This window comes from Pyxidicoccus caerfyrddinensis (assembly GCF_010894405.1).
Classification (GTDB): Bacteria; Myxococcota; Myxococcia; order Myxococcales; family Myxococcaceae; genus Myxococcus; species Myxococcus caerfyrddinensis.
This window is the reverse complement of record NZ_JAAIYA010000020.1, coordinates 69,347-93,610: the sequence shown is the minus strand read 5'-3', so window position 1 is coordinate 93,610 and position 24,264 is coordinate 69,347. Positions and strand designations below refer to the sequence as shown.

15 protein-coding genes and 1 pseudogene are annotated in these 24,264 nt (G+C 69.5%); 5 read left to right on the top strand and 11 right to left on the bottom strand.

Annotated elements, in window-relative coordinates; translation table 11 throughout:
- The first annotated feature begins 81 nt into the window (after positions 1-81).
- Positions 82-1,395, top strand: coding sequence for an aminotransferase class I/II-fold pyridoxal phosphate-dependent enzyme (locus G4D86_RS36940; protein ID WP_163998888.1), 1,314 nt, complete (start codon positions 82-84; stop codon positions 1,393-1,395).
- Between the two features lie 14 nt (positions 1,396-1,409).
- Here the strand turns inward: G4D86_RS36940 and G4D86_RS36935 are convergent, their stop codons facing one another.
- The 3 genes from G4D86_RS36935 to G4D86_RS36925 form a co-directional block, all read right to left on the bottom strand.
- On the bottom strand, positions 1,410-7,175 hold the full coding sequence (locus tag G4D86_RS36935) for a hypothetical protein (protein ID WP_163998886.1): 5,766 nt from the start codon (positions 7,173-7,175) through the stop codon (positions 1,410-1,412).
- A 2-nt stretch (positions 7,176-7,177) separates the two neighbouring features.
- Positions 7,178-8,212, bottom strand: coding sequence for a ComEC/Rec2 family competence protein (locus G4D86_RS36930; protein WP_163998885.1), 1,035 nt, complete (start codon positions 8,210-8,212; stop codon positions 7,178-7,180).
- Positions 8,213-8,352: 140 nt separating this feature from the next.
- Complete coding sequence (locus tag G4D86_RS36925) at positions 8,353-9,759, bottom strand: alpha/beta fold hydrolase (protein ID WP_163998883.1); 1,407 nt, start codon at positions 9,757-9,759, stop codon at positions 8,353-8,355.
- Between the two features lie 129 nt (positions 9,760-9,888).
- Here G4D86_RS36925 and G4D86_RS36920 point away from each other — a divergent pair, with 129 nt between their 5' ends.
- The 3 genes from G4D86_RS36920 to G4D86_RS36910 all read left to right on the top strand — a co-directional run bounded on the left by G4D86_RS36920 (position 9,889) and on the right by G4D86_RS36910 (position 13,068).
- Complete coding sequence (locus G4D86_RS36920) at positions 9,889-11,565, top strand: sensor histidine kinase (protein WP_163998881.1); 1,677 nt, start codon at positions 9,889-9,891, stop codon at positions 11,563-11,565.
- Entirely contained in the window at positions 11,562-12,254 is a 693-nt protein-coding gene (locus tag G4D86_RS36915; protein WP_163998880.1) for a LytR/AlgR family response regulator transcription factor, read from the top strand. Before G4D86_RS36920 ends, G4D86_RS36915 begins: the two co-directional genes overlap by 4 nt.
- Positions 12,255-12,408: 154 nt before the next feature.
- Entirely contained in the window at positions 12,409-13,068 is a 660-nt protein-coding gene (locus G4D86_RS36910; protein WP_163998878.1) for a hypothetical protein, read from the top strand.
- Between the two features lie 144 nt (positions 13,069-13,212).
- Here G4D86_RS36910 and G4D86_RS36905 read toward each other — a convergent pair whose 3' ends face one another.
- The 4 genes from G4D86_RS36905 to G4D86_RS36890 form a co-directional block, all read right to left on the bottom strand.
- A complete protein-coding gene (locus tag G4D86_RS36905) occupies positions 13,213-13,704 on the bottom strand; it encodes a serine/threonine protein kinase (protein ID WP_163998876.1) in 492 nt (163 codons plus the stop codon).
- A gap of 11 nt (positions 13,705-13,715) precedes the next feature.
- Positions 13,716-14,648 carry a DUF2381 family protein gene (locus G4D86_RS36900; RefSeq protein WP_163998874.1) on the bottom strand — a complete coding sequence of 311 codons (933 nt, stop codon included), beginning with the start codon at positions 14,646-14,648 and terminating at the stop codon, positions 13,716-13,718.
- A gap of 382 nt (positions 14,649-15,030) precedes the next feature.
- Positions 15,031-15,180 carry a hypothetical protein gene (locus tag G4D86_RS36895; protein ID WP_163998872.1) on the bottom strand — a complete coding sequence of 50 codons (150 nt, stop codon included), beginning with the start codon at positions 15,178-15,180 and terminating at the stop codon, positions 15,031-15,033.
- A gap of 199 nt (positions 15,181-15,379) precedes the next feature.
- On the bottom strand, positions 15,380-16,147 hold the full coding sequence (locus tag G4D86_RS36890; protein ID WP_163998870.1) for a polysaccharide lyase family 20 protein: 768 nt from the start codon (positions 16,145-16,147) through the stop codon (positions 15,380-15,382).
- Between the two features lie 166 nt (positions 16,148-16,313).
- Between G4D86_RS36890 and G4D86_RS36885 the strand changes: the two genes are divergently transcribed.
- A complete protein-coding gene (locus G4D86_RS36885) occupies positions 16,314-16,712 on the top strand; it encodes a hypothetical protein (protein WP_163998868.1) in 399 nt (132 codons plus the stop codon).
- 28 nt (positions 16,713-16,740) lie between these two features.
- Here the strand turns inward: G4D86_RS36885 and G4D86_RS36880 are convergent.
- The 4 genes and pseudogenes from G4D86_RS36880 to G4D86_RS36865 form a co-directional block, all read right to left on the bottom strand.
- Positions 16,741-18,777: pseudogene (locus G4D86_RS36880) on the bottom strand (Kelch repeat-containing protein); the annotation flags it as partial.
- A gap of 240 nt (positions 18,778-19,017) precedes the next feature.
- On the bottom strand, positions 19,018-20,163 hold the full coding sequence (locus G4D86_RS36875) for an acyltransferase family protein (RefSeq protein WP_163998865.1): 1,146 nt from the start codon (positions 20,161-20,163) through the stop codon (positions 19,018-19,020).
- A gap of 72 nt (positions 20,164-20,235) precedes the next feature.
- On the bottom strand, positions 20,236-22,011 hold the full coding sequence (locus tag G4D86_RS36870) for a serine hydrolase domain-containing protein (protein ID WP_163998863.1): 1,776 nt from the start codon (positions 22,009-22,011) through the stop codon (positions 20,236-20,238).
- Positions 22,012-22,113: 102 nt separating this feature from the next.
- Complete coding sequence (locus G4D86_RS36865; RefSeq protein WP_163998861.1) at positions 22,114-24,186, bottom strand: alpha-amylase family glycosyl hydrolase; 2,073 nt, start codon at positions 24,184-24,186, stop codon at positions 22,114-22,116.
- Between the last annotated feature and the right edge of the window lie 78 nt (positions 24,187-24,264).

Here is a 24,264-nt window from a genome sequence, read left to right as displayed (position 1 = left end):
AAGTGCCGCTATCCAGCTTCTTCAAGACTTACCGACATGTCAACTCTTCCAATTTAAACATGAAAGGTTGAATATCCGGTCATGGGAACCATCCAGATTCTCCAGAGCGAGGGTGCGGCCTTCCGGAAGGGAGCGGAGGACGTCGCCATGTTCGAACCCCGGCACCGGACGCGGGGGCCCTTTGGAGGCAAGCACCTGGAGCTCGGGGGCGTGCGCGCGGTGGACCTGTCGGGGCTGGACTACCTGGCCCTGGGCTCCGACCCGAAGGTGAAGGCGCTGATGGCGGAGAGCCTCGCCCGGCACGACTGCGGCATTCCCGGCAGCGAGGCCATCATCCAGATGGAGCAGTCCCACGCGCTCGAGGAAGCCCTGGCGCGCTACCACCTGGGCGGGGGCGCGGCCATCACCTTCAGCGCCGGCTACGGCACCAACTTCTCCATCATGGAGGCGCTGGGGCTGAGGACGCACAGCCACTTCATCCGCATGCACCAGGACGTGGCCCCCATGAGGGCCACCGCGGACGTGCCCACGCTGTTCTTCATGGACGGAGACCTGCACTTCTCCGCGCGCCACGGCATCCGCTTCGCGCGCAAGCTCCAGCCCGAGGCCTGCGCCGCCTCCACGTATCGCACCGGCGACGCGGGCCACCTGGAGCAGCTCTTGCGTCAGTCCCTGGAGACGCACGGGGACCGGGCGGTGCGCGTCATCCTCACGGACACCGTGGAGTCGGCCACCGGCCGCGAGTTCGACATGGCCACGCTCTGCCGGCTGGCGGAGACGTACGACTGCATGCTCTACGCGGACGAGGCACACGCGGTGGGTGCCCTCGGTCCCCAGGGACGCGGCATCACCGCCAAGGTCGCCGGCTTCGAGCGCTACCGGGAGCGCCTGATGCTCATGGGCACGCTCACCAAGGTGTTCTGCCAGCCGGGCGGCTATGTGGTGATGAACGACTCCGGCCTCGCCAGCCTGCTGAAGTTCTGCAGCCCGCAGCACGTCTTCTCCGCGCCCATCGCTCCGTGGATTGCCGCGGCCACGGTGAAGGTGCTGGAGCTGGTGTCCGGCGAGTATGGCGAGCGTCGCCGCGAGCAGGTGCGGCGCATCTCGCGGCAGGTGCGCGAGCGGCTGGAGCAGGCGGACTTCGAGCTGGTGAGCCACACGGATACGCCCATCCTCGCCATTCCCCTGCGCAACGCGCGCGTGGGGACGCAGGTGCTGGAGTTCATGCGGCGCGAGGGCTTCATCATCTCCGTCTTCCAGGGCCCCCTCATGCCCGTGGGCCGCGAGGTGCTGCGGCTGGCCATGCGCGCGGACCTGGAGGCGGAGGAAGTCGAACGTCTCATCCAGGCCCTCGTGCGCTGCCGGGAGGCGCTGCGCTTCACCGCGCCCGAATGAGGGTCGAGCACGAATCAGCTGAAGGAGGGTAGCGGAGGCAGCCCCAGCAGCCGCTCCACCAGCGCCTTCACGTCCTCGTGTGGGTCGTGGAAGTCGTAGGACACCTGGAAGCTCTGGGGTTTCTCTCCCAGGACTCGCAGCCGGACCGCCAGCGAGACGCGGCCGCCGGACACGGTGTCGAGCTGCCCTCGGAAGCTCGCGCTCTCCACCGCCACCAGGGCCACACCCCCGGCCTCGCGCTGGATGAGGTCCGCCAGACGCCTGGCGCGCTGCTGCGCCTGGGTGACCTGGTCCTGGGCGTCACGCACCTTCTGCTTCGCGCCGTCCAGGCCGCGCTTCGCCGCGTCCACGTCCTGCTGCTTCGACTCCACGTCTCGCTGGGCACGCTCCACGTCCCCGCGGGCCTGCGTCACCTTCGCCTCCGCCTGCCGCACGGCCTCGGTCCCCGACTCCACCTCCCTCGACGCCTTGTCGAAGTCCCGCCCCGACCTGGCCACGTCGCGCTCGGCGCTGTCGATCTGCTGCTGCACGCCGAGCAGCCGTGCCTGGGCGGTGGCCAGGTCGCGCTTCGCGGCGGCGGCGAGGTCACTCTTGCGCTTCGCATCGTCGATGAGGCGGTCGAGCTTCTTCTTGTCCTTCTCCGGCAACAGCCACTTCGCGATGTCCCCGATGACGTCGAGGAAGCCATCCTTCGCCTTGTTGGCCGCCTTCGCCGCGTCATTGGCCACGTCCAGCGCCTTCTGCGCCGCCGTGACACTTCCCTGCGCCGCGGCCAGCCCGCCCTCGGCCACCTTCAGCGTGGATTTGGCCGCCTCCACCGCCCTGGCCGTCACTTCCACGCCCTTGCGCGCGGCCATGAGGCCTCCGCTCGCGGCCTCCAGGGCGCCGGTGGCCGCGTCCATCGTCTTGCTGGCGGCTTTCAGCACGCCCCTGGCCGCATCCAGCGCCTTCTGCGCGCCCGTCAGCGTGCCCTCCGCCGCGGTGAGTGTCCCCTTCGCGGCGTCCAGCGTCGCGCCTCCGATGCGCACGGCCTCCGCGGCCACGCCCGCGGCGTCCTTGATGGCGTCCGCGCACGCCTTCGCCAGCACCGCGAAGAAGTCTCCCAGGGCCAGGTCCACCGCCACCTGGAAGTCTTTGATGGACGTCAGCGAGGCACCCGAGGCGTCCACGCGCGCCTGGAACAGCGTGAACACCCGACCCTCCGCCTGGAAGGCGAAGCCGGCGCTGGACAGCTCCACCACCGCCCGGACGTCGGCCAGGTCCAGGAGGCTCACCCGCGCGCCCACGACCACGCGCGGGCGCCCGCTCGCGTCGCCCCCGACGATGACGCGGGCACTGGCGCCCAGGCTGAAGCCGGGGAGCTGGAGGCCCCCATCCAGCCGCGCGGAGAGCACGAGCTTCGACTGCTCGAAGCCCGGCGGCAGGTCGGGCACCAGCGAGGGCCGGGCCAGCGCGAGCTGGAGCGTCTGCCCCAGCAGCGTCCCCTGGAGGAGCACACCGTCGTCGCCCACGGTGGTGCTCAGCGCGCCCAGCGCGTCCCACCCCGCCACGGTGACGCGCGCCGTGCCCTGGAGCAGGAAGCTGCTCGAGTCCAGGTGCCCGCGCACCTGCCCGCCCACCTGGAGCTGGGGCACTCCGGGCAGCAGGTCCAGCATGGCCTCCAGGTCGAAGCGCGAGTCGGTGGCGGAGACAGTGCCGGTCAGCACCGGGCGTCCGTCCGCGGTGAGCGCCAGCGCGCCCTGCACCGCGAAGGCCGGCTCCTGCTTCGGGGTGATGGCGACACGGCCATTCATGGACAGCGCGAGCAGCCCTCCGGCCAGGCTCCCCTCGAAGCGGAACCCCGTCTCCATGCCCTGGGTGGAGCCCATGAGCCCGAAGTCCGCCGCGAGCGTCAGCGCCTGGCCGATGCCGACGCTGCCGCCCAGCACCGCGACGACTCCCTTCGCCCCCTCGGGCACCAGGCCGCCCTCCACCGACACGACGCGGCCTCCCGGCAGCAGGTCCGGCTGGCTCCGCAGCTCCGCCAGCGTGGTGATGGCCCAGTGCACGGCGATGCCGAGCCCCACGAAGCGCACGTCCACGCTCCCCACGCGGACCTCCCGGGGGACGGCGGCCACGAGCTGCTCGACGTCCAGCGTCTTCGCCCAGTTCAGCAGGCTGGCCATGGCGGGCCACACCCGCAGCGGTGCCAGGCCCTCCTTCGTCCCCAGCATGGCGCCGCCCAGGTACGGCGGGAGCTGGAACCAGTTGGGGCCGATGGTGAAGGCGAGGTCCGCGTCCGCGGGCACCGCCTTCGGGTCCAGCAGCGCGTCGCGCTGCGTGAAGAACGACTCGAACTGGCGGAACAGCGCCATCGCGGTGGAGGGCGACAGGGCCGGCGCGGGGAAGCGGAAGGCGCTCTCGAGCGACAGTCCCTCCAGCCCCTGGTAGCGCAGCGCCACCTCGTCGAAGAAGACGGGAACGGGGATGGGGACTCCGGCCTGGTAGAGGATGACCATCAGCAGGTCGTCCAGCACCACCTGGTTCTGGAGGCCGCGCGGGTCCGGCAGGAGGGGCAGCTTCTCCAGCGGGAGCAGCAGCACCGCCGCCAGGGTGACGAGGTCGAAGGTGTCGAAGGTGGCGTCAATCTGGAGGACCGCCAGCGTGCCCGCCATCAGCTCGCCGAAGACGAGCTTGCGCAGCTCCACCCCCATCAGCCGGGGCCCCAGCGGCCCCATCGTGGGCAGCAGCAGCCGGATGGGGGCCCCTTCCGTCTCCACCCGGATGCGCGCGCTGCCGTCCGGCGTCGCGCCAAGCTCGAAGCGGAAGCGCTCCGGCAGGACGATGTCCAGGTAGCGCTTGAAGGTGTCGGGCAGGTGCTCGAAACGCTCGGCGAGGGTGTCCAGGGCCTGCCGCACCTCGTCCGGGACGGAGACGCCGGCGTCCGACAGGAGGCGCTCCAGCGCCTCCGTGCGCAGGCGCCCCTGCCCGTCCAGCAGCTTCACCTCGCGCAGCGGCACGGCGTCCGGGAAGCTGTCCGCCAGGGCATCCAGCCCGCAGGCCGCCAGCAGCGACTTCAGGGGCTCCAGCGGCAGCGACAACGGGCGGAGCTGTTCCCAGCCTCCCTGCGCCAGGAAGCGGGCCCCGTCATAGCCGACCTCCGGCACCAGCAGGCGGGCCGCGCCGAAGTCGCCCATGTCCAGCGTGCACCACGTCCGCGGGCCCACCGGGGTGAAGGTCAGCGCCTGGAGCGGAGACGTGAGGAACTGGAGGCGCAGTCCTTGCGTCGTGCCCAGGTCGATGCGGGCCCGCACCATGGACTGCGGCGGCGCGTCCGGCGTCCACGTGCGGAAGAAGCGCACGCGAGGCTGGCCGTCGCGCTGACCGAACATGTTGTTCAGCTCGGGTGGCAGGCCCAGGCCCAGCTCGGCGCCCACGGACCAGGAGGTCCCCAGCTCCACCCGCAGCGCGGCGATTTCGAGGCCCAGCGCGCCCAGTGGCACCCGGGCACCCGCCACCTCGAGGGTCGGCAACGGCAACGTCTGCGCTGGCAGCAGCGGGCGGACCTCCACGAACGAGGCGGGCCCCACCTCCAGCCGCACCCGCACCGGCAACGGCAGCCGCTGCTGCACCGACGCCGGGAGCGACCTGACGTCCCCGGTGGTGTCCAGCCGCGCCGTCCACCGCCCCTGCTCTCGCGCCACCGCCAAATCGGTCAGCGTCAGCACCAGCTCCGGCTCCGGGGTGCTCCCCGGAATGGGAAGCGGCAGCCGCAGCGAGGTGCCCTCCGGCCGGAACTGGAAGCCCGTCTTCGTCGGCCCGTCTTCGAACATCAGCGTGCCGCCCAGGTCGAGCAGCGGCAGGAGGGACAGTCGGCCGGCCACGCTCAGCTTCCCGCCCTGGGTCGCGCCTCGCACGACTTCCAACGCCACCCGTGACAGCGACAACGTCGCGTCACCGAGCTGCGCGGACAAAGGGTCCTTCAGGAGCACTTCGAGGCGCGTCGTCCGCGTCGTCACCGCCGGAGTGACTGTCGCAGTCCCCTGCCCCACCGTCGTGGTGCCCGTCGTCCCCGGCGTGGTGCCCGGCGCCACCGTGGTGGTGGAGGCCGTCAGCGTCAACGCATGCTCGAAGACGGTTGCGCCCAGCGTGCCGCCCACCGTCCAGCCGGTCGCGGCGCGCTCCAGCACCAGACCGATGCGGTCCACCTGGAAGCCGTCCGTCACGGGAAAGGGCCCGTCACCGGAGAGCGCCAGACGGCCCGTCGACCGGAAGCGGCCGTCGAGGCCCTTGCCGCCCTCCGCATGCACCTCGAGACGCCCGGCCGCCGCACCGCCCACGCCAATGGGCCACGACCCGGACACCGTGACGTCCGCCACGAAGGCCTTCCGCGCGGGCGTCACGCTGAGCGCCACGTCGGACAGCAGCAGGTCGGAGACCTCCGGCGGCAGCTCCTCGCCGTCCAGCAGCAGGTCCATCAGCCCGCTCAACTGGATGCTCGGGACGCGCACGCCGAAGGACAGCACGGAGTCCGCGAGCTGGCCCGACAGCTCGCAATAGGTGCCCGCCACCACCACGCCGCCGGACACCGCGAGCTGCGTCCCGTCTGGCCCCACCGCCAGCGACAGCTCCGCGCCCACCACCTCCAGCGTGGCCGAATCGCCCAGGTCCACCTCCCACGAGCCCTCCGCCTCCACCTCCACGGAGAAGCGGCGCTCGCGCGGCGCCAGGTCGAGCCGGAGCACCTTCAGCAGCGTCTCCGGCACGGCGTCCGCCGGGAGGTCCGCGAACACCGCCAGCGCCTCGCGCACGTTCAGCGTGCTCCCCGGCGCCAGCCCCGCGCTCACCTGGAAGTCCGGCCAGGAGACGCTCGCCTCCAGCAGCGCGGTGCCCAGGCTCATCCGCCCGGACAGCACGACGGACACCTTTCGCAGCGGTGCCAGCACCACCCCCACCGCCACGGCGACCGACTCCACCGCGAAGCTCCGCTCGCCCGAGCTGAACAGCTCCCACCGCTTGCCAGTCCGGAGGACGACGGCGAACGCCCGCAGCCTGGGAGTGCCCGCCGGGTCCACCGTGAACACCAGCCGCTCCAACCCGAAGCTGTCCGCCGCCGCGCCCAGCTCCGGCGGTAGCTCCGGCACCGACAACCCGTCCAGCCACTCCGCGACATCGGCCAGCGAGAGCACGTCCCCGTCCGCCACCGCCACGCTGAAGCGCAGGGTGCCCTTCGGGTCCTGGAGCCGAGCCTCCACCTGGAAGTCCCGGCCGCCCAGCCGCGCCACTCCCACCAGCCGGGCCACGCCCTCGGCGCCGCCCACCAGCTCCAGCCGCACCCCTGACAGCCGCACCGGCCCCAGCTCCAGCGAGGCGACGGGCGCAGTCGATAGGAGGAAGGACGGCCCCTCCGCGCCGAAGCTCACGCGGCCCGTGACGCGCGGGTCTCCCTCCAGTGGAAGCGCGGACTGCGAATACAGCGTCCCGGAGATGGCGAGCCCGTTTCCATCCACGTCCAGGGTCGCCTCGCGGAAGGGCAGCGCGGAGAGGGCCGACGCCTGGAGGCCGGGGAAGGCCTGGGACAGCCGCCAGCCATCCGGCGCCACCGCGCCCAGCCGGATGACTCCATCCGTCTGAGACACCCGCACCTGAAGCCCGTCGAAGATGCCCCCCACCGCCGTGCCTTCCCAGCCCTGCGCGGCGCTCTGCAGTCCGCGCAGCACCAGCTCCTGCGGCAGCCCCGCCACCGCCGTCGCCGACAGCACGGACAGCCCGTTCCTGTTCTCGAAGGAAAGCGAGATCATGGTCAGGACACCTCCGCGCCGTTGCCGTCGAGCTCGACTTCCACGTAGTGGCCATCCGTGGACCACAGCTTCTGGGTGGTGGTCAGCGAGACGATGTCCCAGATGTCGTGCGTCTGCGTGGTGGAGGACCCGTCCGCCTTGCGCTTCGTGGTCGTCGCCTGCCGCGCCACGTCCCAGCACCGCAGGGTGTTGGACGCGCTGTTGGCCAGCGCATCGGCGTACTGCGCGTAGCGCTGGAGCAGCGGCCTGTCAGGCAGATAGTCCCCGTTCTCCGGGATGGCGCTCGCGACGGCGATGCCCGGATTGAGCCGCTGGATGAAGGTGTTGGAGAACGTCTTCCGGGCGCTGCCGTGGTGCGGCATCTGCGACAGCGTCAGGTTCGCCAGGGTCGCGTTGGCGGAGGCGGTGAGGAAGCCCTCCGTCTCGATGCGGGCATCGCCGGTGAGCAGCACCTTCGTCGTGCCGTACTCGATGAGCGTGACGATGCTGGCGGCGTTGCGCCTCTCCGACAGGCCCTGGCTCTGGCTGGGCACGTTCGAGGCGAGAATCCACACGTTGCACGCGGGATTCGTCGTGCTCTGGAGAATCTTCAGGAAGCCCCGGGAGTCCCGCTCACGCAGGGCCACCGGGGTGTTGGCCTGCTTCTGTGTCGGAGTCGTCGTCCCGAGCTGGCAGCCGGTGGCGTTGAGCGTGACGGCGAAGACCTTGGAGTCGTCGAGGTCCCACCGCTGATTGGCCACCAGGCTGCCGTAGCCCAGGTACTCGACGAGCTGTCCGCTGTGATAGACGGCGTCGATTTTCACCGTGTCCGGGACCACCCTCGCGAGGTGGTTGCAGTGGTCGCTGTCCGGATGGGTGAGGACCAGGGCGTGGATGCGCGAGCCGACCAGGTCCTGCATGTTGTTCCACATCTGGGAGGTGTCGGGGACGTCGCGGCGCGAGCCGCAGTCCACCATCAGCACCTCACCTCCCGGCAGCTTGACGACGATGCAGTCGCCCAGGCCCATGTCCATGAAGCGCACGAACAGGTTCGCCATGTGTCGTTCCTCCGGGGGCGACGCACGGGCAGGGACCGAGCGCCCGCGGTTGTCCTCGGACAGTGCGGTGCTCGCAGTCTACTACCGCACTCCCTGGCGATGCTTCGGGGGCTTCATGGGGCCAGCCTTCCAGGTTCACCTCAGTGCGCGGCCGGGACCTGGAGGCGTTCATCCGCCAGCTTCTCGCCTCGCAGGAAGGCCTTCATGCGCTCCAGGATGCGCGGGTCCGACTGGAAGAGGCCGTCATGTCCCGCGCCCTCCAGCACCAGGTGCACGGCCCCGGACAGCCCGGGGCGCAGAGCCTCCGCGTTGTCAGGCGCCGTGCGGCCATCCAGCGTGCCGCTGATGAGCAACACGGGTGCCTGCGCCTTCAGCGGACCCCGGAAGCTCTCGCCCAGGTCCACCGCACCGGGGAGCCAGGCGGCCTCCACCGCGCCCGCGTTGACCGCGCCTCCCAGCAGGGCAGTGCGTGCCTCGCGGGCAATCCGGGCGCGGCGCGCGGGGCTGAGGCCGGAGGCGGCGTCCATGGTCGTCGACATGGGCCCCAGCTCCCCATCCCGGAGGCGCGACGCGAGGGGCGCCATGGGCTCGAAGGAGCCCGCCTCCAGAGCCGGGAGCAGCGTCAGGAAGCGCTCGAAGGTGGTGGGGTCCCGCATCGACTCGAACACCGCCCGCTGCATGTCGAACCGGGTGGCCACCCAGATGCGCTCGGTGCCCGTCGTGGGGTCCATGAACTTCATGGTGCGCGGCCGGCGCCCCAGCCCCTCCAGCAGGGCCTTCAGCCGGACCCTCAGTCCCTGCTCCTTCGGGTCGCGGGCGCGAAGCAGTGCATCCCAGCGGTCCAGCAGCGCCTCGGCGTGGGCGGGCCGCTTCCAGGTGTCATCCGGCCCCTCCACGCCCGCGAGGATGACGTGGTCCACCCGGTCCGCATGGCGCCGCAGATACGCCAGCCCCAGGTGCGTCCCATAGCTGATGCCCCAGAGATTCAACCGGGGCACGCCCAGCGCCTCGCGCAGGGACTCCAGGTCCTCCGCGCTCTCCACGGTGGTGTAGGCGCCCAGGTCCACGCCCGCCGCGGCCCACGCTTTCGCGGCCCTGGCGGCGGCCCCCTTCATCGTCGTCGCCAGCAGCGCCTCATCCATGGGCTTGTCCAGCGGGACGGACCAGGGCTGGCCCAGCTCCGCGTGGAAGGTGGACTGCCCCGTGCCTCGCTGGTCCAGGGCGATGACATCCGCCACCTCGCGAAGGGCGAGGAAGAGGTCGTGGCGGACGCCTCTCGCGGCGTCGATGCCCGAGCCCCCCGGCCCGCCCGCCAGGTACACGATGGGCGCTCCCGGCTGGGGGTGGGTGCTCTTGAAGCGGACGAAGCGCAGGGTCAGCGACGCGCCCTCGGGCCGGTCGTGCCGCTGGGGAACGGTCAGACTCCCCAGCTCGGTCTCCACCGTCCGGCCATCTGCGGCTCGAAAGGTGTGGGGCTCGAAGCGAAGGTCCGCGGCGTTCGCCACGGCCAGGGGGATGAACAGGGTGAAGAGCAGCACGGCTCGCATGGAGGTCCTCCAGTGGGTTCGCCCTGAAACTACGAGTCACCCGCGCCTCGCGTCGGAGGGCATCGCCCAACGACTCCTGGCGTCGCCCGGCTGCGAGGCGGACCGCGCTGGACTGCGTATGCTGGCGTCATGCGTTGCTGGCTGCTCATCGGGTGTCTGGGAGTCCTGCTGCCGCTCCAGGCGCCGCTTTCCCAGCCCCTGGAGCGCACGGTGGAGGTCCACGCGGAAGACCTCTCCGTGGAACGCGCCTTGCGCCCTGGCGGTGAAGGCTGGCGCACCGTCCCCCGCGAACAGGTCGTCGAGGGGCCGGCGCCCTTCTGGCTGCGCACGCGAGTCGAGGTCCCTCCTCGAGCGCCAGGGGCTCCCACACCCGTCCTGGCCCTGTCCCTGCTGGGCTCGTGGGAGGCCTGGTGGGATGGGGCGCTCCTGGGGCGCAACGGCCACGTGGGACGGACACCAGAAGAAGAAGTGCCGGGCAACGTGGACGTCCTGCTCCCCCTTCCCCCCGAGCACGCCACACCGGGCCCGCACCTGCTGGTCATCCGCGCGTCCGCGCACCATCGCGGGTTCCAGCCCGTCGGCACGCTCTACCGCCTCCAGGTGGGTGAGGCCTCCGAGCTCGCCCGGGCCCGCCTGCTCTGGCTCGTGCCCTCGCTGGCCACGCTGGGGGCGCTGGTGCTGATGGGCCTGCACCACCTCGCGCGGTACCTCATGCAGCGGCGCAGCCGCGCCACGCTGTTGCTGGGACTGCTCTGCCTCGCCGCCTCGGCGTTGCTGCTCCTCGAAGCGTGGCGGGGGCTGGAGAGCTATCCCTATCCCCGGCACATCATCCGGCTCTGGCTCCTGTCGGGCGCCACGGTGGCCGTGGCGGTCCTCCTTCCCGCCACGCTGCACGTGGCCTTCAGCGAGCCACGCCGGGCTCCCTGGTGGGGGGCGCTGGCCGTGAGCCTGCTCGGCCTCGCCGCGGTCCCGGGCTTCGATGGCAGGAACACGGTGGCCCTGGGGCTCTCGCTGGGCGTCTCCCTCGTTCTCGCGCTGCGAGCCCGGTCTCGGAAGGAGCCCGGCGCCTGGGCCGCCCTGGGAGGACTGGGCTTCGCGATGGCGCTCTACCTCATGGCCCCGCTGGACTTTCCCGAGCGCGGCTTCTTCGTCGCCTTCGGTGGGCTGCTGCTGTGTCTGGGGGCGGCGCACGCCTACCAGCTCCGCCGCCAGCAGCAGCGGCTGGAGTCCGCCACGCGAGCCTCGGAGCGGCTCCAGTTGGAGTTGCTCAAGCGCAGCATCCAGCCCCACTTCCTGATGAACACCCTGGGCGCCGTGAGCGAGTGGGTGGAGACGGAGCCCGCCCAGGCCGTGCGCTTCATCGAGTCCCTGGGCGCGGTGTACCGGCACCTGCTGAGCGTCTCGGGCGAGCGGGCCATCTCGCTGGCCCGGGAGCTGGAGCTGTGCCGTGCCTATCTGGAGGTCATGGGCTATCGCCATGGCCTCGCCTTCACGCTGGAGGCGCCGGGCGTGGATGGCGCGGCAGTCGTCCCGCCGGCCGTGCTCCACACGCTGCTGGAGAACGCCTTCAGCCACAACCGCTACACGACGCCCGTCAGCTTCCATCTCCAGGAAGTTCGCGAGGGAGGCCGCCGGCGCTACGTCTTCAGCGCGCCCGCCGGCAAGGGCGCCACACCGGGCATGGGCGAGGGCACGGGCACCCGCTACCTCGAAGCCCGGCTGGATGAGGTCTTCCCCGGCGCCTGGAGCCTGAAGCAGGGGCCCACGGAGGCGGGGTGGACCACGGTGCTGGAGGTCCCCGCATGAAGGTGCTCATCGTGGAGGACGAACCCCTGGCGGCCCGGCGCCTGGAGCGTCTGTGCCGGGAGCTGCTGGGGCAGGACCTGCCGCCGCCCCTCGTGTGCGCGAGCCTCGCGGACGCGCGGGAGGTCCTGGCCGGGCGCACCGTGGACCTGGTGCTGCTGGACCTGAACCTCGCGGGGGAGGACGGCTTCCGGCTGCTGGAGGAGGTGGCCGCCGGCTCCTTCCACACGGTGGTGGTGTCGGCGAACACGGACCAGGCCCTGCGCGCCTTCGAGCTCGGGGTGCTGGACTTCGTGGCCAAGCCCTACACGCGGGAGCGCCTGGAGAAGGCACTCGCGCGCGTCGGGGGCCGTGGCGCGGGCCCGCTGCGGACGCTGGCCGTGCGCAAGGGCGGCGGCATCGTCCTCGTGCCCCTGGAGAGCGTGGCCTACATCCAGGGCGCGGGGGACTACGCGGAGCTGGTGCTCCGGGATGGACGCACCGAGCTGAGCGAGAAGAGCCTGGACCGGCTGGAGGCGCTGCTGCCCACGGACTTCGTGCGCATCCACCGCTCCTATCTGGTCCCCCTCCAGGACGTGGCCCGCCTGTGGACCCAGGAGGGCTCCCGCACGGACGTGGAGCTGAGGTCGGGCACCCGGCTTCCCGTGGGCCGCAGCCGCGTGAAGGCGCTCAAGGCGCGGCTGGACGCATAGGGCGAATCGGCGGCCTGTCGGCCACCGGGACGTGGGTCGCCTGGAGCAGGTAAGCGGATGTGACCCGGCCTGCCGGTGAATGGACAGACACGTGGAAGTCTGACCTGACCCGGGCCGCGGAGGGGCCATTTCCGGGCGTGATAGACTTCAGCGCATGGACAGGGTCGCGCTCTTCTTCTGGCTGGGCATGCTGTTCGTCGCGGTCAACATCATGTGGGCGCTGGCCCAGGCGGTGGTGGCGAGCGCGTTCGGCGCCCGGCCGCTGACGGTGCAGGTCGGCTACGGGCCGAAGCTGCTGGCGTGGCGCATGGCCGGAATCGGCTGGAGCCTCCACCCCATCGTCCTGGGCAGCTCCGCGTCATTCACTCCAGAGGCCGAGGACGGCGCGCAGGCGACGAGCCTCAAGAGCCGGCTCAACAAGCTGCCCCCGCCACTGCATGCCCTGTCCCTGGCCATCCCCTGGTATGTGCAGATTGGCGTCGCCATGGCGTGCCTGGGCCCCGCGGAGGGCTTCCACCAGTTCACCGAGGGTTTCCCCGCGGTGTTCAACCTCGCCGCGCTGCCGGGCCGCGTGGAGCGCTTCGTCGGACTGCTGCGTGACGGAGAGCTGCTTCGCGCGTGGGGCATCATGAGCGCCCGGATGGCCGCCCTGAACCTGCTTCCCATCCCCACGCTGGCGGGCGGCTACCTGATGCTCCTGCCCTGGCGCGACAAGTCTCCGACATGGGTGCGCCCCGTCGCCATCGCGCTGCTCGCCGTCGTGCTGCCCTGGGCCGGGTACGTGGCGTACCTCTTCGTCCGGGCCATCCTCTAAGTGACGTTGCCCCGGTTCCGCGCCTCTTCCGCAGAGCCTGGCGTGGCCCCGTTATTCGCGCGCAACTGGAGAGAAACACCACGAGGAGCAGGCTTCTCAGTGGACGCCCGCCTGAGAATCCCCGGGTTGAGCCGCGCGAGTGCGCTACCGGAACGCATCAACGATGAAAGCCGCCGCGACCGAACTCTCGAGGATCGCGGTTCCAGGCTTGGACTCGGGCAACTTCTTCATCTGGTCATAGCCGAGTCGCGCCACCGCGCAGATGGGTACCTTGTCGCCATCCGGCGGCTGGGCCTCGTAGTACCGGATGACGACCTGCGGCCCACTCGTCCAGACGTGTCCGTACAGGCGGGAGACCGCTTGGAGCGTGCCGATGCCTTCCTGCAAGACGCTCTCAACCGGCCCGTCGTAGAGCGTGACACGCCGGCTCCCGATCTGGTTCGCGTCGAGGTCGACCAGCGCGCTGTCCCCGACCCGCAGTCGCAGCGCTCGCATCAACTTCTTGGCCTCCTCCGAGCATTCCTGCGAACCCGGACTGCCGTCGGAGCGGAGCGCCACGCCTCCGGCAGTGGTGCAACCGGAAGCGGCTGCAAGCAGGGCGCTCATGCTGATCAGCAGGGCTTTGGGACTCGGCATGAACGGGCCTTCTACTTCTGAATGAGCGTGCGTTCCAACTTCACGAACACCTGAAGAAGGCCATCCCCGCGGAAGATCTGGAGGGCCAGATCTGTGAGTTGCCCGTCGTCCGTCAAGAAGGCGCTCTTGTCCGCAACCACCGCGATTCTTCCCGTCTCCCCTGGAGCAATCGTGGCGCGGTCCATGCGGAGCGCGAAGGGCCGAGCCGTGGAGTGGGTGAAGTCCCGAGTCAGGTAGGCGCCATCAAGCTCCCATGGCCCGCCGTAGTAGGTGTTCGTCAAGGTAACGAGCGCTGCCGCTTTGTCGGGGCCCGCGAAGACCTCGACGACCATGTCCATGTCCTGATTCTTCGGCCTGTAGACCAGCTTGCGGGTAAACGGCGTCTTCCTCCAATCACCCTTCGTGAGCAGCGTCGCGTAGGCGTGATCGACGGAGTTCTCTTCCTTCTTGAACCGCTCATTCTCCTCGCGGAGCTCACGTTCTCGCTTGAGCGCGTCGTGAAGGTTCGACAGCACGGCATTGTAGCTGCCAGGGTCCTTGAACACGTTGACCTGATAGTCGGTCCATCCCCAGCCCTTGCGGCTCCTGGCCTTCACGAGGAACGTGTATTCCGTTCCGTCAACGAGCGTCACGAGCAAAGGCAGCGCCTCACCGTCATCGAGGTCGCGAATCGGCTCCAGAACCACCTTCTTGCCACCCACGAGCGGGGTTTCGAAACGCCCCTCCCACGCCAGGAACTTCGTCTTCGTCGGATCGACCTCTTTCTCGAAGCGGAGCGCGGTCACCACCTGCCCAGCAACGTAGATGGATTGCGCCTCCTGGCTCGGATGGTCCGACACCATGAGGGTGCGAATCGTGAGCTTTTCGCCCATGTCCCTGGCCAGTGCCGGGGAAGTCGTCAGGACGAGAAGCAGGCCACACCTGAAGAGTGAGAGAGCGCGCATGCAGGGGACAACGTAGCAGGATGGACGTAGGACATCCAACCTTGCTGGGCCTCGATTGAGGGATGCTGCTCACCCCTGTTTCATGAATATCAATTCATGGTCATCAATTTGCCGTCACAATCAGGCGCTAATTTCGACTTCCGCATGGTGGAGCCCTCGACGCGCGGTCGACCGGGCATACCTCGCCTCCTCTACCGTCGCGGCAAAGCTCGGGCGCCCCTCCCCGGCTCCGGCTTCGCCCCTGCTTTGGGGGAGCCCGTGTACTCAAACCACCGCTCGTTGTACGCATGCGGGGACTTCGCACTGGACGTGTTCGCCTGCCCCGGGTGCGGCGGCAGACGAACGATGCTGGCGTCCCTGATGACATCCGGCAGGGAACTCGCTACCTGCAGGCGCTCTCGGGGATGACCACGACGTCGACCATCTCCTCGGGGAGCGCCACCTCACCCGTGTAGCCGTTCACGAAGACGCGCGACAGGTGCTGCTCCATGGCCACCAGGACCTCATAGCTGCCCCCCTCGTCACGTGGCACCACCCCGCTCCCACTTCACGGGGCGCATGCCCACGACGTCATCGCAGGTGGGCCGGCCGTGAGTCGCCGGGCTGGTGGCGCACGCGCGATGCACCTGAAGTGGGACGTGACGCCGAAAATAGGCCGCGCACTGGACGGGTTCCGCGATAACCGCGTGAACTGGCAGCCGCGGCCGACCTGAAGCGGGAGTCCGCGCGTTTCACCACTGCGCGGGGTCGGCGTCGGCGAACGTCGTGCCAGCGCCAATCTCGTCGAACCAGAGGCTGCGCGTCCCCTGGCTGCCCTGCATGTACCCGCTATCGTGCCAGCCATTGGCATACAGGCCGACGCGGAACTGGAAGTACCGGTCGTCCGCGACGGTGGTGCTCAGGTTGTACTGCTCGAGGACCTTCGTCCCGTCGAACCAGAGCTTGTAGAAGCCGGTGCCGTCGCTGGCCCACTTCGCCTGGATGACGACCTTGTGCCACTCGCCCGCCTTGACGGTGGCGAGGTTGCCGAACGTCACCGTCTTCTGGTTGCAGACCGTGCCCTGCTTCACGCGGGTGAAGAGCTGGTTGCCCGAAAGCCAGACCATGCTGGACGGCATGTAGTCGTCACAGCCCGTGTCCGAGAAGTCCGCGATGAACTGCGCGATGTTGTAGGACTGCGGCTGGAACTGCCAGTCGGCCTGCAGTCGGAACGCGAAGCCGTAGAAGCCCGTGTCGCCGCGCCGGTACACGTTGTTCTTCACCACTTCGGAGTGGTACCGACCCGTGTACGAAGGGTCGTAGATCTGCGTCACCTTGATGGCCGTGGGCCCCTCGTAGGTGACGTTCGTCACTTCATTCACGGAGCCGTTGTGCTCCCGGTTGATGGAGCTCCAGCCGGACACGGTGCCCGTGTTGTGGAAGATGACCGCCGCCTCGGCAACCAGGCCGAACGCCAGCAGCGAGGCACCCACAACGATTCGGAGGTTCTTGGTTTTCATTGTTCTCGGAGGTGAGGGGAGGCGGGCACCAGGCCCGCAGGATCGCCATATAATCCGAGAATCCAGATTCAGCTCTTGTTTGTGGGCCGGTGCGGACTTGCGCGTGTTCGGGGCGGAATGGAAGACTTCGCCGAGACTGTCCGGGAGCAGTTCTCCGAACCGGGGGGTGACGATGTATGTGCCATTGATCAAGTCGGCGGTACCCAGAAAGCGCTACAGGTTCGAACGCCACGAAGCGCACTTCCTCGAGCGAGTCGTTCCGGCGGGGTCCATCGAATACGAATACATCATCGTCGTGTTCGGCGACGGCGCCGAGCAGCCGCTCATGTTCGTCACGTCGGAGAAGAACAACCCCGGGGCCAACCTGGAGATGCTCCGCGAGCTGGGCATCGAGCAGAACGAACTGCCGAGCACCGAAGGCCAGTCACACCATCTCTGCCTGTTCGATGCGCAGGGGCATCACAACCTCGGTGCCTCCGATGATTGGGGCGATGCCACGAAGTTCGAGGCGCGAGCACTGCAGCTGCTGACCGAGACGCTGGGCTCCCTGCCGCGCGTCATCTGACGGCGAAGGGCATCGGGCCCGAAAGGACTCACGGGGCGCAGGGCGTGTACAGCTCCGCCGTCCCGAAATTGCTTTCCCCGCCTGAGAGGAGCACCTTGCCGCTGTGCAGCAATGTCGCCGTGTGCCTGAAGCGAGGTTCGACCAGGTAGCCGGTCGCGCTCCAGGTACCCGAGGCAGGGTCGTATACCTCCGCCGTCGCGAGGAAGCTGCTCGCGTTGACTCCCCCTGATACGAGGACCTTGCCGTCGTGCAGCAGCGTCGCGGTGTGGGCGATGCGCGGTCCAGCCATGGAGCCAGTCGTGCTCCATGTCCCCAAGCGCGGGTCGTACACCTCCGCTGTCGCGAGGTAGCCGGTACTGCTCACGCCCCCGACGACCAGCACCTTGCCGTTGTGCAGCAGCGTCGCCGTGTGGTTGGTACGAGATGAGGCCATGGAGCCGGTAGCACTCCAGGTACCCGAGACGGGGTCATACACCTCCGCCGTCGCCAGGCCGCTGATGAGGTTGTCTCCTCCCATGACGAGAACCTTGCCGTTGTGCAGCAGTGCCGCTGCGTGCGCGCGACGACGCTCGGACATGGAGCCGGTCGCGCTCCAGGTGCCAGAGGTCGGGTTGTACAGCTCCGCTGTCGCGAGGAGACTGCTGTTGTTTTGTCCACCCAGGACGAGGACCTTGCCGTTGTGCAGCAACGTCGCCACATGGTCCCAGCGATCCTCGGCCATGGAGCCGGTCGTGCTCCAGGTGCCCGAGGTTGGGTTGTAGTGCTCCGCCACGCGGACGCCGTTCTCCAGGCCTGCTCCCCCCGAGACAAGGACCTTGCCGTTGTGAAGCAGCGTCGCCGTGTGTCTGAGGCGTGGTTGGGCCATGGAGCCGGTCGCGCTCCAGGTGCCAGAGGTTGGGTTGTACACCTCCGCCGTCGCGAGAAAGCCGCCGCTCGCCATGCGCATGGAGACTTCGCCATCCCCGCCCGCGACGAGGACCTTGCCATTGTGCAGCACCGTTGCCGTGTGCGCATGACGAGGCTCCGTCATGGTGCCTGTAGCGCTCCAGGTGCCCGCAAGCGGGCCGTATACCTCCGCCGTCGCGAGATGGGTCGATGCCCCCGAGGAGAATCCCCCCGTGACGAGGACCTTGCCGTTGAGCAGCAGCGTCGCAGTGTGCTCGAAGCGAGGTGCGCCCAGGGAGCCGGTGGCGCTCCATGTACCCGACGCAGGCTCGTACACCTCCACGGAGGAGAGGTTGCTGGTGCTGGTTCGTCCCCCGGCGACGAGCACCCTACCGCTGGGCAGCAGCGTCGCCGAATGCTCGCCCCGAGCCGCGGCCATGGAGCCGGTAGCACTCCAGCTACCCGAGGCCGGGTTGTACACCTCCGCCGTCGCGAAATAGCTGGTATTGGCGGCGCCCCCGGTAACGAGCACCTTGCCATCAGGCAGCAGCGTCGCTGTGTGCGCCGCGCGAGGTCCAGCCATGGAGCCGGTAGCGCTCCAGGTGCCCGAGGCCGGCTCGTACACCTCTGCCGTCGCGAGCGCGCTGATACCAACCTGCCCCCCGACGACGAGCACCCTGCCGCTGGGGAGCCGCGTCGCCGTGTGGAACCTGCGAGCAGAGGCCATGGAGCCGGTCGTGCTCCAGGTGCCCGAGGCTGGGTCGTACACTTCCGCCGTCGCGACCGACTCGCCGCTACTGCCAGCTCCCCCCGAGACGAGGACTTTGCCGTCGGACAGCAGCGTCGCCGTGTGGAATTCGCGAGCAGCGGACATGGAGCCCGTCGTGCTCCAGGTGCCCGAGGCTGGGTCGTACAGCTCCGCCGTCGCTAGGCGGCTGCCCGCGTTGAGTCCACCCGCGATGAGGACCTTGCCGTCGGGTAGTAGCGTCGCCGTGTGTCTGTTGCGCGGGCCAGCCATGGAGCCGGTCGCGCTCCAGCTGCCCGAGGCCGGATCGTACACCTCGGCCGTCGCGAGCGATTCGCGAATGGCGAATCCCCCCGTGACGAGCACCTTGCCATCAGGCAGCAGCGTCGCCGTGTGGTATTCGCGAGGAGAGGACATGGAACCCGTCTGGCTCCAGCCCACACAGGTTGGCCCCCCCGGACACCTCCGGATGGCCGCCAGGTTGGATGAGTCGGCGAGGGGCTCGGTGTCAGAGGAAGAGGCAGAGCAGCCCGCCAGGAGCGCTACCGAGAGCGCCAGCATCCGAGAGACTTTTCTCATATGGCGTTTCCCCAGGAGCGAGCAGGCACGACCGATGGCGCTCGCCGTACAGCCAGCAACTGGGCGCGGAGTATGGGTTGCAGCAGCAGGCTCCGCCTATGCCCCAAACATCTTGCTAGCAGTCTCGTGTTGGACGGAGGCCGGGCCTTGCGTCGCGGGCTCGGTGGAGGAACCCAACCGGATGCGCCGGCTGAGCGCGAGGCTCGGCGCCTCGATGAGTCGGTGGAAGACCCACGCGAAGCCGATGCACGCGGCGGTTGCGAGCACGAACCACACGGCCTCCCACGCCGGGCTCCGGCCGGTGAGCCGGAAGCCCACGCGGAACAGCGCGCCCGTCACCGTGTTGTGCGTGAGGTAGAGGCTGTAGGAGATGGCGCCCAGGCCCTGCAAGGCCCGCCACGACAGCCACGTCTCGAGCCGGCCCGCGAGCCCCACGGCCAGCACAAGGGCGCCAGTCGCCGCCGCCACGTGCAGCTGCACGTCCGCGCGCACGAGCCCCATGACGCCCACCAGCGCCACCTGCAATGCCGCCACCGCGACGTGCACGCCCGAGCCCTCACCGCGACGCACGACCGCGCGCCACAAAAGCACCCCGGTGAGGAACAGGTGCCAGCGGTCCACGAACAGCCCGTGCACATGGAAGGGCTCCAGCCCCACCAGCCACAAGTCAGACAGCAGCGTCGCGGGCCAGATGACGGTCGTGAGCGCACGCTCGGCGCCCAGGCGCCCGCGCAGCCGGGTGACGCCGAGGAGCAGGAGGGCGAAGATGACGTAGAACTGGAACTCGTAGCAGAGCGTCCAGTACACCGCGCTGAGCTGCCGCACGCCCAGCAGGTCCGTCAGGTACGTGAGGTGGACGAGCACCTCGCCCCAGGTCGGCATCACATACGTCTTGCCGGGGACGAAGCGCACCGAGAGGAGCCCGAATCCCACGGTGAGCGCCAGGGACGTCCAGTAGGCCGGGTCCAACCGCACCGAGCGGCGAGCGAGGAAGCGGCCCACGTAGCCGGGCGTGACGTGCGCGTGCGCCATGCTCGCGGCGATGACGAAGCCGCTGATGACGAAGAAGACGGTGACACCCGCGTCTCCCCGGCGCAGCACGCCATTCAGCACGGCGCCGAGGAAGGGCTCCAGTTGCGCGAGGTGACTGCCCTCCCGGGCGTGGAAGCCGACCACGGCGAGCGCCGCGAAGCCTCGCAACGCGTCGATGAAGACATACCGGGGTCTGGAATCCGCTGGCATCCGGGGGACACTTCTTCGGGGATGCGGGATTAGACGTCGGTGCCGCGCGGGATTGCAACCCGCGGCCCTCCCCTACTTCCGGGCGGCGGCGAGGATGTATTTCGGCAGCAGCTCCTCGCGGAACTTCTTCCACACCGGGAACTGGCTGTAGTTGCCGCCGGTGAACATCACGGTGAGGTCGAGCTCCGGGATGACCATGATGAACTGCCCGCCATTCCCTCCGGCCTCGTACTCGGAATAGACGCGGTCGCCCACCTTCAGCTCATGCCGCCACCAGGCGTAGCCGTAGGTCCGGTCGGCGCTCATGACGGAGTGTCGCGCGACGGAGCGTTCCACCCAGCGCTTGCTGACGACGCGGCGCCCGTTCCAGACGCCGCCCGACAGGTAGAGCTGCCCGAGCTTCAGCGCATCCCGGGGACGCAGGTGGAAGCCACCGCCCAGGTACGCGTCACCAGCGGGCGTGAGGTTGAGGTGGTAGTCGCGCATCTGCAGCGGCGTCGCCAGCGAGCGCGCGAAGAAGTCCGGCAGCCATGTGCCCGTCGTGTTGCGCAGCACGCCGCCGAGCAGGTTCATCCCCGCGGAGCAGTACACGGCCTGCTCCGCGCCCGGCTCCCGCTCCATCGGCAGGTTCAGCGTGTACGTGTACCAGTCGGACTCCTGCTCCTGGAGCGTGTTCTCGTTGCCGGGGGAGTCGCCGTTGTCGTCGTCACACGCGAGCCCCGACGTCATCGTCATCAGGTGCTCCACCGTCAGCCGGGCCTTCCTCGGGTCGGGCGTGCCGGGCTCCTTGTAGTCGGGGAACAGCGAGTACACGGGCGTCTCCGGCGCCAGGCGCGCGCCCTGGTCGATGGCGATGCCCACGAGCACGGGCGCGAAGGTCTTCGCGGCGGAGCGGAGGTCATGCGGCCGCTCCTTGTCGTAGCCGTGGAAGTACTCCTCGACGACGAGCTTCCCGTGGCGGGCGATGAGCAGCCCATGGATGCGGGGCGCGGACGCGTCACCCGGTTCGGCATCGAGGATGCGCTGCACCAACTCACGCACGGGGGCCGGGTCCATGCCCACGTCCGCGAGCGACGCGGTGGCCCAGCCGTCCTCCTCCGGAATGGGCTTGCGGTAGGTGTACGGGCCCGGGGAAGGCGTGCGCGCGTAAAGGCTCACGGCCTGCTCCCTGTCCCGCCGGGTGAGGTCCAACGTGCCCAGGAACATGAAGGGCAGCGACAGCTTCTCGGCGCGCGCGTCGTAGGTGCCCTCGAAGCGCGGACCGCCCTCTCGCGCGCTGACGAGCCGGACGGTGTTCCCCGTCATCGAGACACGGAACACGGGCTGCGGCGGGAAGTTCTTCTCCGGGTTGCGCATGATGGCCTGGACGGTGCCGTCGGGCGCTTCCTGGACGACGAGGTAGAGGGTGAAGCGGTCCTCCATCGGCTTCACGGCGCCGCGCCAGACGTCCTTCTGCACGGCGCGCAACTCGACGGGCGTGGCATAGCGGACGCCGCCCACGACGATGGCCCGCTGAATCCAGTGCCCCACGAAGCGCTTGCCGCCCGGCGTCAGCGCCCCTCGCAGCTCACCCTGGCCTCCGGGCAGGACGACGGAGAGCGCCTTCTTCTCCTCCCGGCCCGGAGCCTCGAAGCCGCCAATCCGCGCCACCCACGCGCCGTTGTCCCTCAGGAGCGTGAGCTCCCCCTGGACCTCTGGACCGAAGACGCGCTCACCGCCCCAGATGCCGGCGAGCTGCTTCGCCGGGTCCGGGCTCGCGGGAGCCGCGGGCTGCGCCAGCCCCGCTCCGGACGCGAGTGAAAACACCAATAGCGGAACCGCCAGACGGCGGTGGGCGTGAAGGAGCATGGCGGACGTCCTCGTGGGTGCAGGGCACGGTGCTTGCCGCTCCGGGCCCTACGCACGTCACGAAGAACGATTGCTCCTGCAACCCACCTGAAGTTCGTCGGGCTACTTGTCGCGCGAGAGGATGACCACGCTGTAGGGCCCGAGGTTGTTGAGCGTGCCGCTCGCGGGCATGCCGTCCCGCCCGCCCCAGTGGCCGCCCACGTCGAAGCTCTGGGCGTTACCGAAGTCGCCCGCGTAGCCCTGCCAGTCGCTGTTGAAGCGCACCTTCCACGTACCGTCCGACGGCAGGCCCAGGTCGTAGTGGGTGAGCTGCTTCCCACCGAAGTTCACCACGACGATGGTGTCGTCGCCCGGCCCGCCCTTGTCCCAGCGGTGGAAGGCGATGACCTTGTCGTTGTTGTTCACGTGGTGGACGTTGACGTTCTCCCCACGCAGGCCCGCGGTGTTGTCGTTCCAGTTGCGCCGCAGGTGGATGAGGTCCGTGTAGGCCTGGTTGATGCCCGCGAAGGACTCCTTCTTCTTCCAGTCGAGCGGGTCGCCGTCCTGGAAGTGGCCGTCCTCGAGGAACTCCTGCCCCTGGAAGAGCATGGGGATGCCGGGGCTCGTCATGGTGAGCGCGGCGCCGATGATGGAGCGCTTCTTGGCGTGGTAGCCGCCCGCGTCCCAGCCGCCCACCTCGCTCGGCAGGCGCTGCTTGCCGTTGGCCACCTCGTCGTGGCTCTCGGTGTAGATGACGCGCTGGGTGGCGCTGCCGTTGTACTTGAAGCCGATGGCCCGGGCGACCGCGTCCATGTCCCGGTCGCTGTCGGAGAACGCGGTGAGGGCCGTGCGCACCGGGTGCACGAAGTTGCTGTCCCACTGGCTGTCGAAGCCCGCCCCGTCCGGGTGCGTGACGCCCGGCTCGTTCCCCAGGTCCTCCGCGATGACGAGCTTCTGTGGGAACTCGCTGTTCACCGCCGCGTTGATGTCCTTGAGGAGCTGCCAGCCCTGCGGGTTGACCTCGCCATTCGCGTTGCGGATCTCCTTCGTGGCGTCGAGCCGCAGCCCATCCATGTGGTAGTCGCGCAGCCACATCATCGCGTTGTCGCGCAGGTAGTCGCGCACCTCGGAGCGGCCGTAGTCGGGACGCGTGTCGCCCCAGGGCGTGCTGGCGCGCGAGTCCGTGTAGAAGTAGCTGCCGCCCTTGCCGTACGTCTCGCCGTCGAAGTCCCAGTGCGGCACGTCGCTGGGGCCCAGGTGGTTGTAGACGACGTCCATCACCACGCCGATGCCGCGCTTGTGTGCCTCGTCGACGAAGCGCTTGAGGTCATCAGGGCTGCCGTAGGCGCTCTCGGGGGCGTTCGGGTACGCGGGGTTGTAGCCCCAGCTGAAGTCGGCGGCGAACTCGGCGGACGGCATCATCTCGATGACGTTGATGCCCAGGTCCTTCAGGTGGTCCAGCTTGTCGATGGCGCTCTGCCAGTTGCCGGGGCCCCAGCCGGGCTCATCGTTGAAGGTGCCCACGTGCATCTCGTAGATGACCGCCTCGTTCCACTTCGGCATCTGGAACTCCCAGTCGTGCTGCCACTGGAAGGCCTTGTGGTCGACGATGACCGAGTTGCCCGTGGAGTTCGTCACGTCGTTGGCGCGCGGGTCTCCCTTCCAGCGCCAGTCGCCGTACTTCCCCTGGACGACGTACTGGTACTGCTGGCCATGCCCGGCGCCGGGGACGTCGAGCGAGAAGTTGCCGCTCGGCTCGCGCTGCAGCTCCACCGGCTGCCAGTTGCTGAAGTCGCCCGCCACCTGCACGCGCTGGGCGTTGGGCGCCCACACCCGGAAGGTGGTGCCGCCGTCGTACGGAACGGCGCCCATGCCGGGACGGCTGGACGGCTGCGTGGGCACCCCGGTGAGGCTCGTGCGTGACGGCGCGGTGGTGCGCCCCGCCTCGCTCCGCGCGGACGCCGGAGCCCGGGGACCGCGCTCCATGCGGTCAGCGGGGACGTGACGCCGGGCCTCGGCATTGCGCGTCTGGCGGACGTCGTCGAAGAAGTCCTTCACCGGCGGGCGCTGCGCGGGGGCGGCGACACCGGGCTTCACGGGTGTCTGCGGCGCCTTCGCGTTGGGCTCCGCGGTGCGCGAGGTGGAGGTGGAGGTGGAGGCTGCGGGTCGGCTCGGGTGGGGAATCCGGGAGGTCATGGCTCGGCCGCTGTCCGTGATGGGGGAGTCAGGACAATATCGAGGTCATCGCCGCGCGGGTTGCGTGCGGGCCCGGAC

Excerpts from the sequence above, each read along its gene's own strand:
- G4D86_RS36940 (WP_163998888.1), top strand. The coding sequence starts at position 82 with ATGGGAACCATCCAGATTCTCCAGAGCGAGGGTGCGGCCTTCCGGAAG.
- G4D86_RS36935 (WP_163998886.1), bottom strand. The coding sequence starts at position 7,175 with ATGATCTCGCTTTCCTTCGAGAACAGGAACGGGCTGTCCGTGCTGTCG.
- G4D86_RS36930 (WP_163998885.1), bottom strand. The coding sequence starts at position 8,212 with ATGGCGAACCTGTTCGTGCGCTTCATGGACATGGGCCTGGGCGACTGC.
- G4D86_RS36925 (WP_163998883.1), bottom strand. The coding sequence starts at position 9,759 with ATGCGAGCCGTGCTGCTCTTCACCCTGTTCATCCCCCTGGCCGTGGCG.
- G4D86_RS36920 (WP_163998881.1), top strand. The coding sequence starts at position 9,889 with ATGCGTTGCTGGCTGCTCATCGGGTGTCTGGGAGTCCTGCTGCCGCTC.
- G4D86_RS36915 (WP_163998880.1), top strand. The coding sequence starts at position 11,562 with ATGAAGGTGCTCATCGTGGAGGACGAACCCCTGGCGGCCCGGCGCCTG.
- G4D86_RS36910 (WP_163998878.1), top strand. The coding sequence starts at position 12,409 with ATGGACAGGGTCGCGCTCTTCTTCTGGCTGGGCATGCTGTTCGTCGCG.
- G4D86_RS36905 (WP_163998876.1), bottom strand. The coding sequence starts at position 13,704 with ATGCCGAGTCCCAAAGCCCTGCTGATCAGCATGAGCGCCCTGCTTGCA.
- G4D86_RS36900 (WP_163998874.1), bottom strand. The coding sequence starts at position 14,648 with ATGCGCGCTCTCTCACTCTTCAGGTGTGGCCTGCTTCTCGTCCTGACG.
- G4D86_RS36890 (WP_163998870.1), bottom strand. The coding sequence starts at position 16,147 with ATGAAAACCAAGAACCTCCGAATCGTTGTGGGTGCCTCGCTGCTGGCG.
- G4D86_RS36875 (WP_163998865.1), bottom strand. The coding sequence starts at position 20,163 with ATGCCAGCGGATTCCAGACCCCGGTATGTCTTCATCGACGCGTTGCGA.
- G4D86_RS36870 (WP_163998863.1), bottom strand. The coding sequence starts at position 22,011 with ATGCTCCTTCACGCCCACCGCCGTCTGGCGGTTCCGCTATTGGTGTTT.
- G4D86_RS36865 (WP_163998861.1), bottom strand. The coding sequence starts at position 24,186 with ATGACCTCCCGGATTCCCCACCCGAGCCGACCCGCAGCCTCCACCTCC.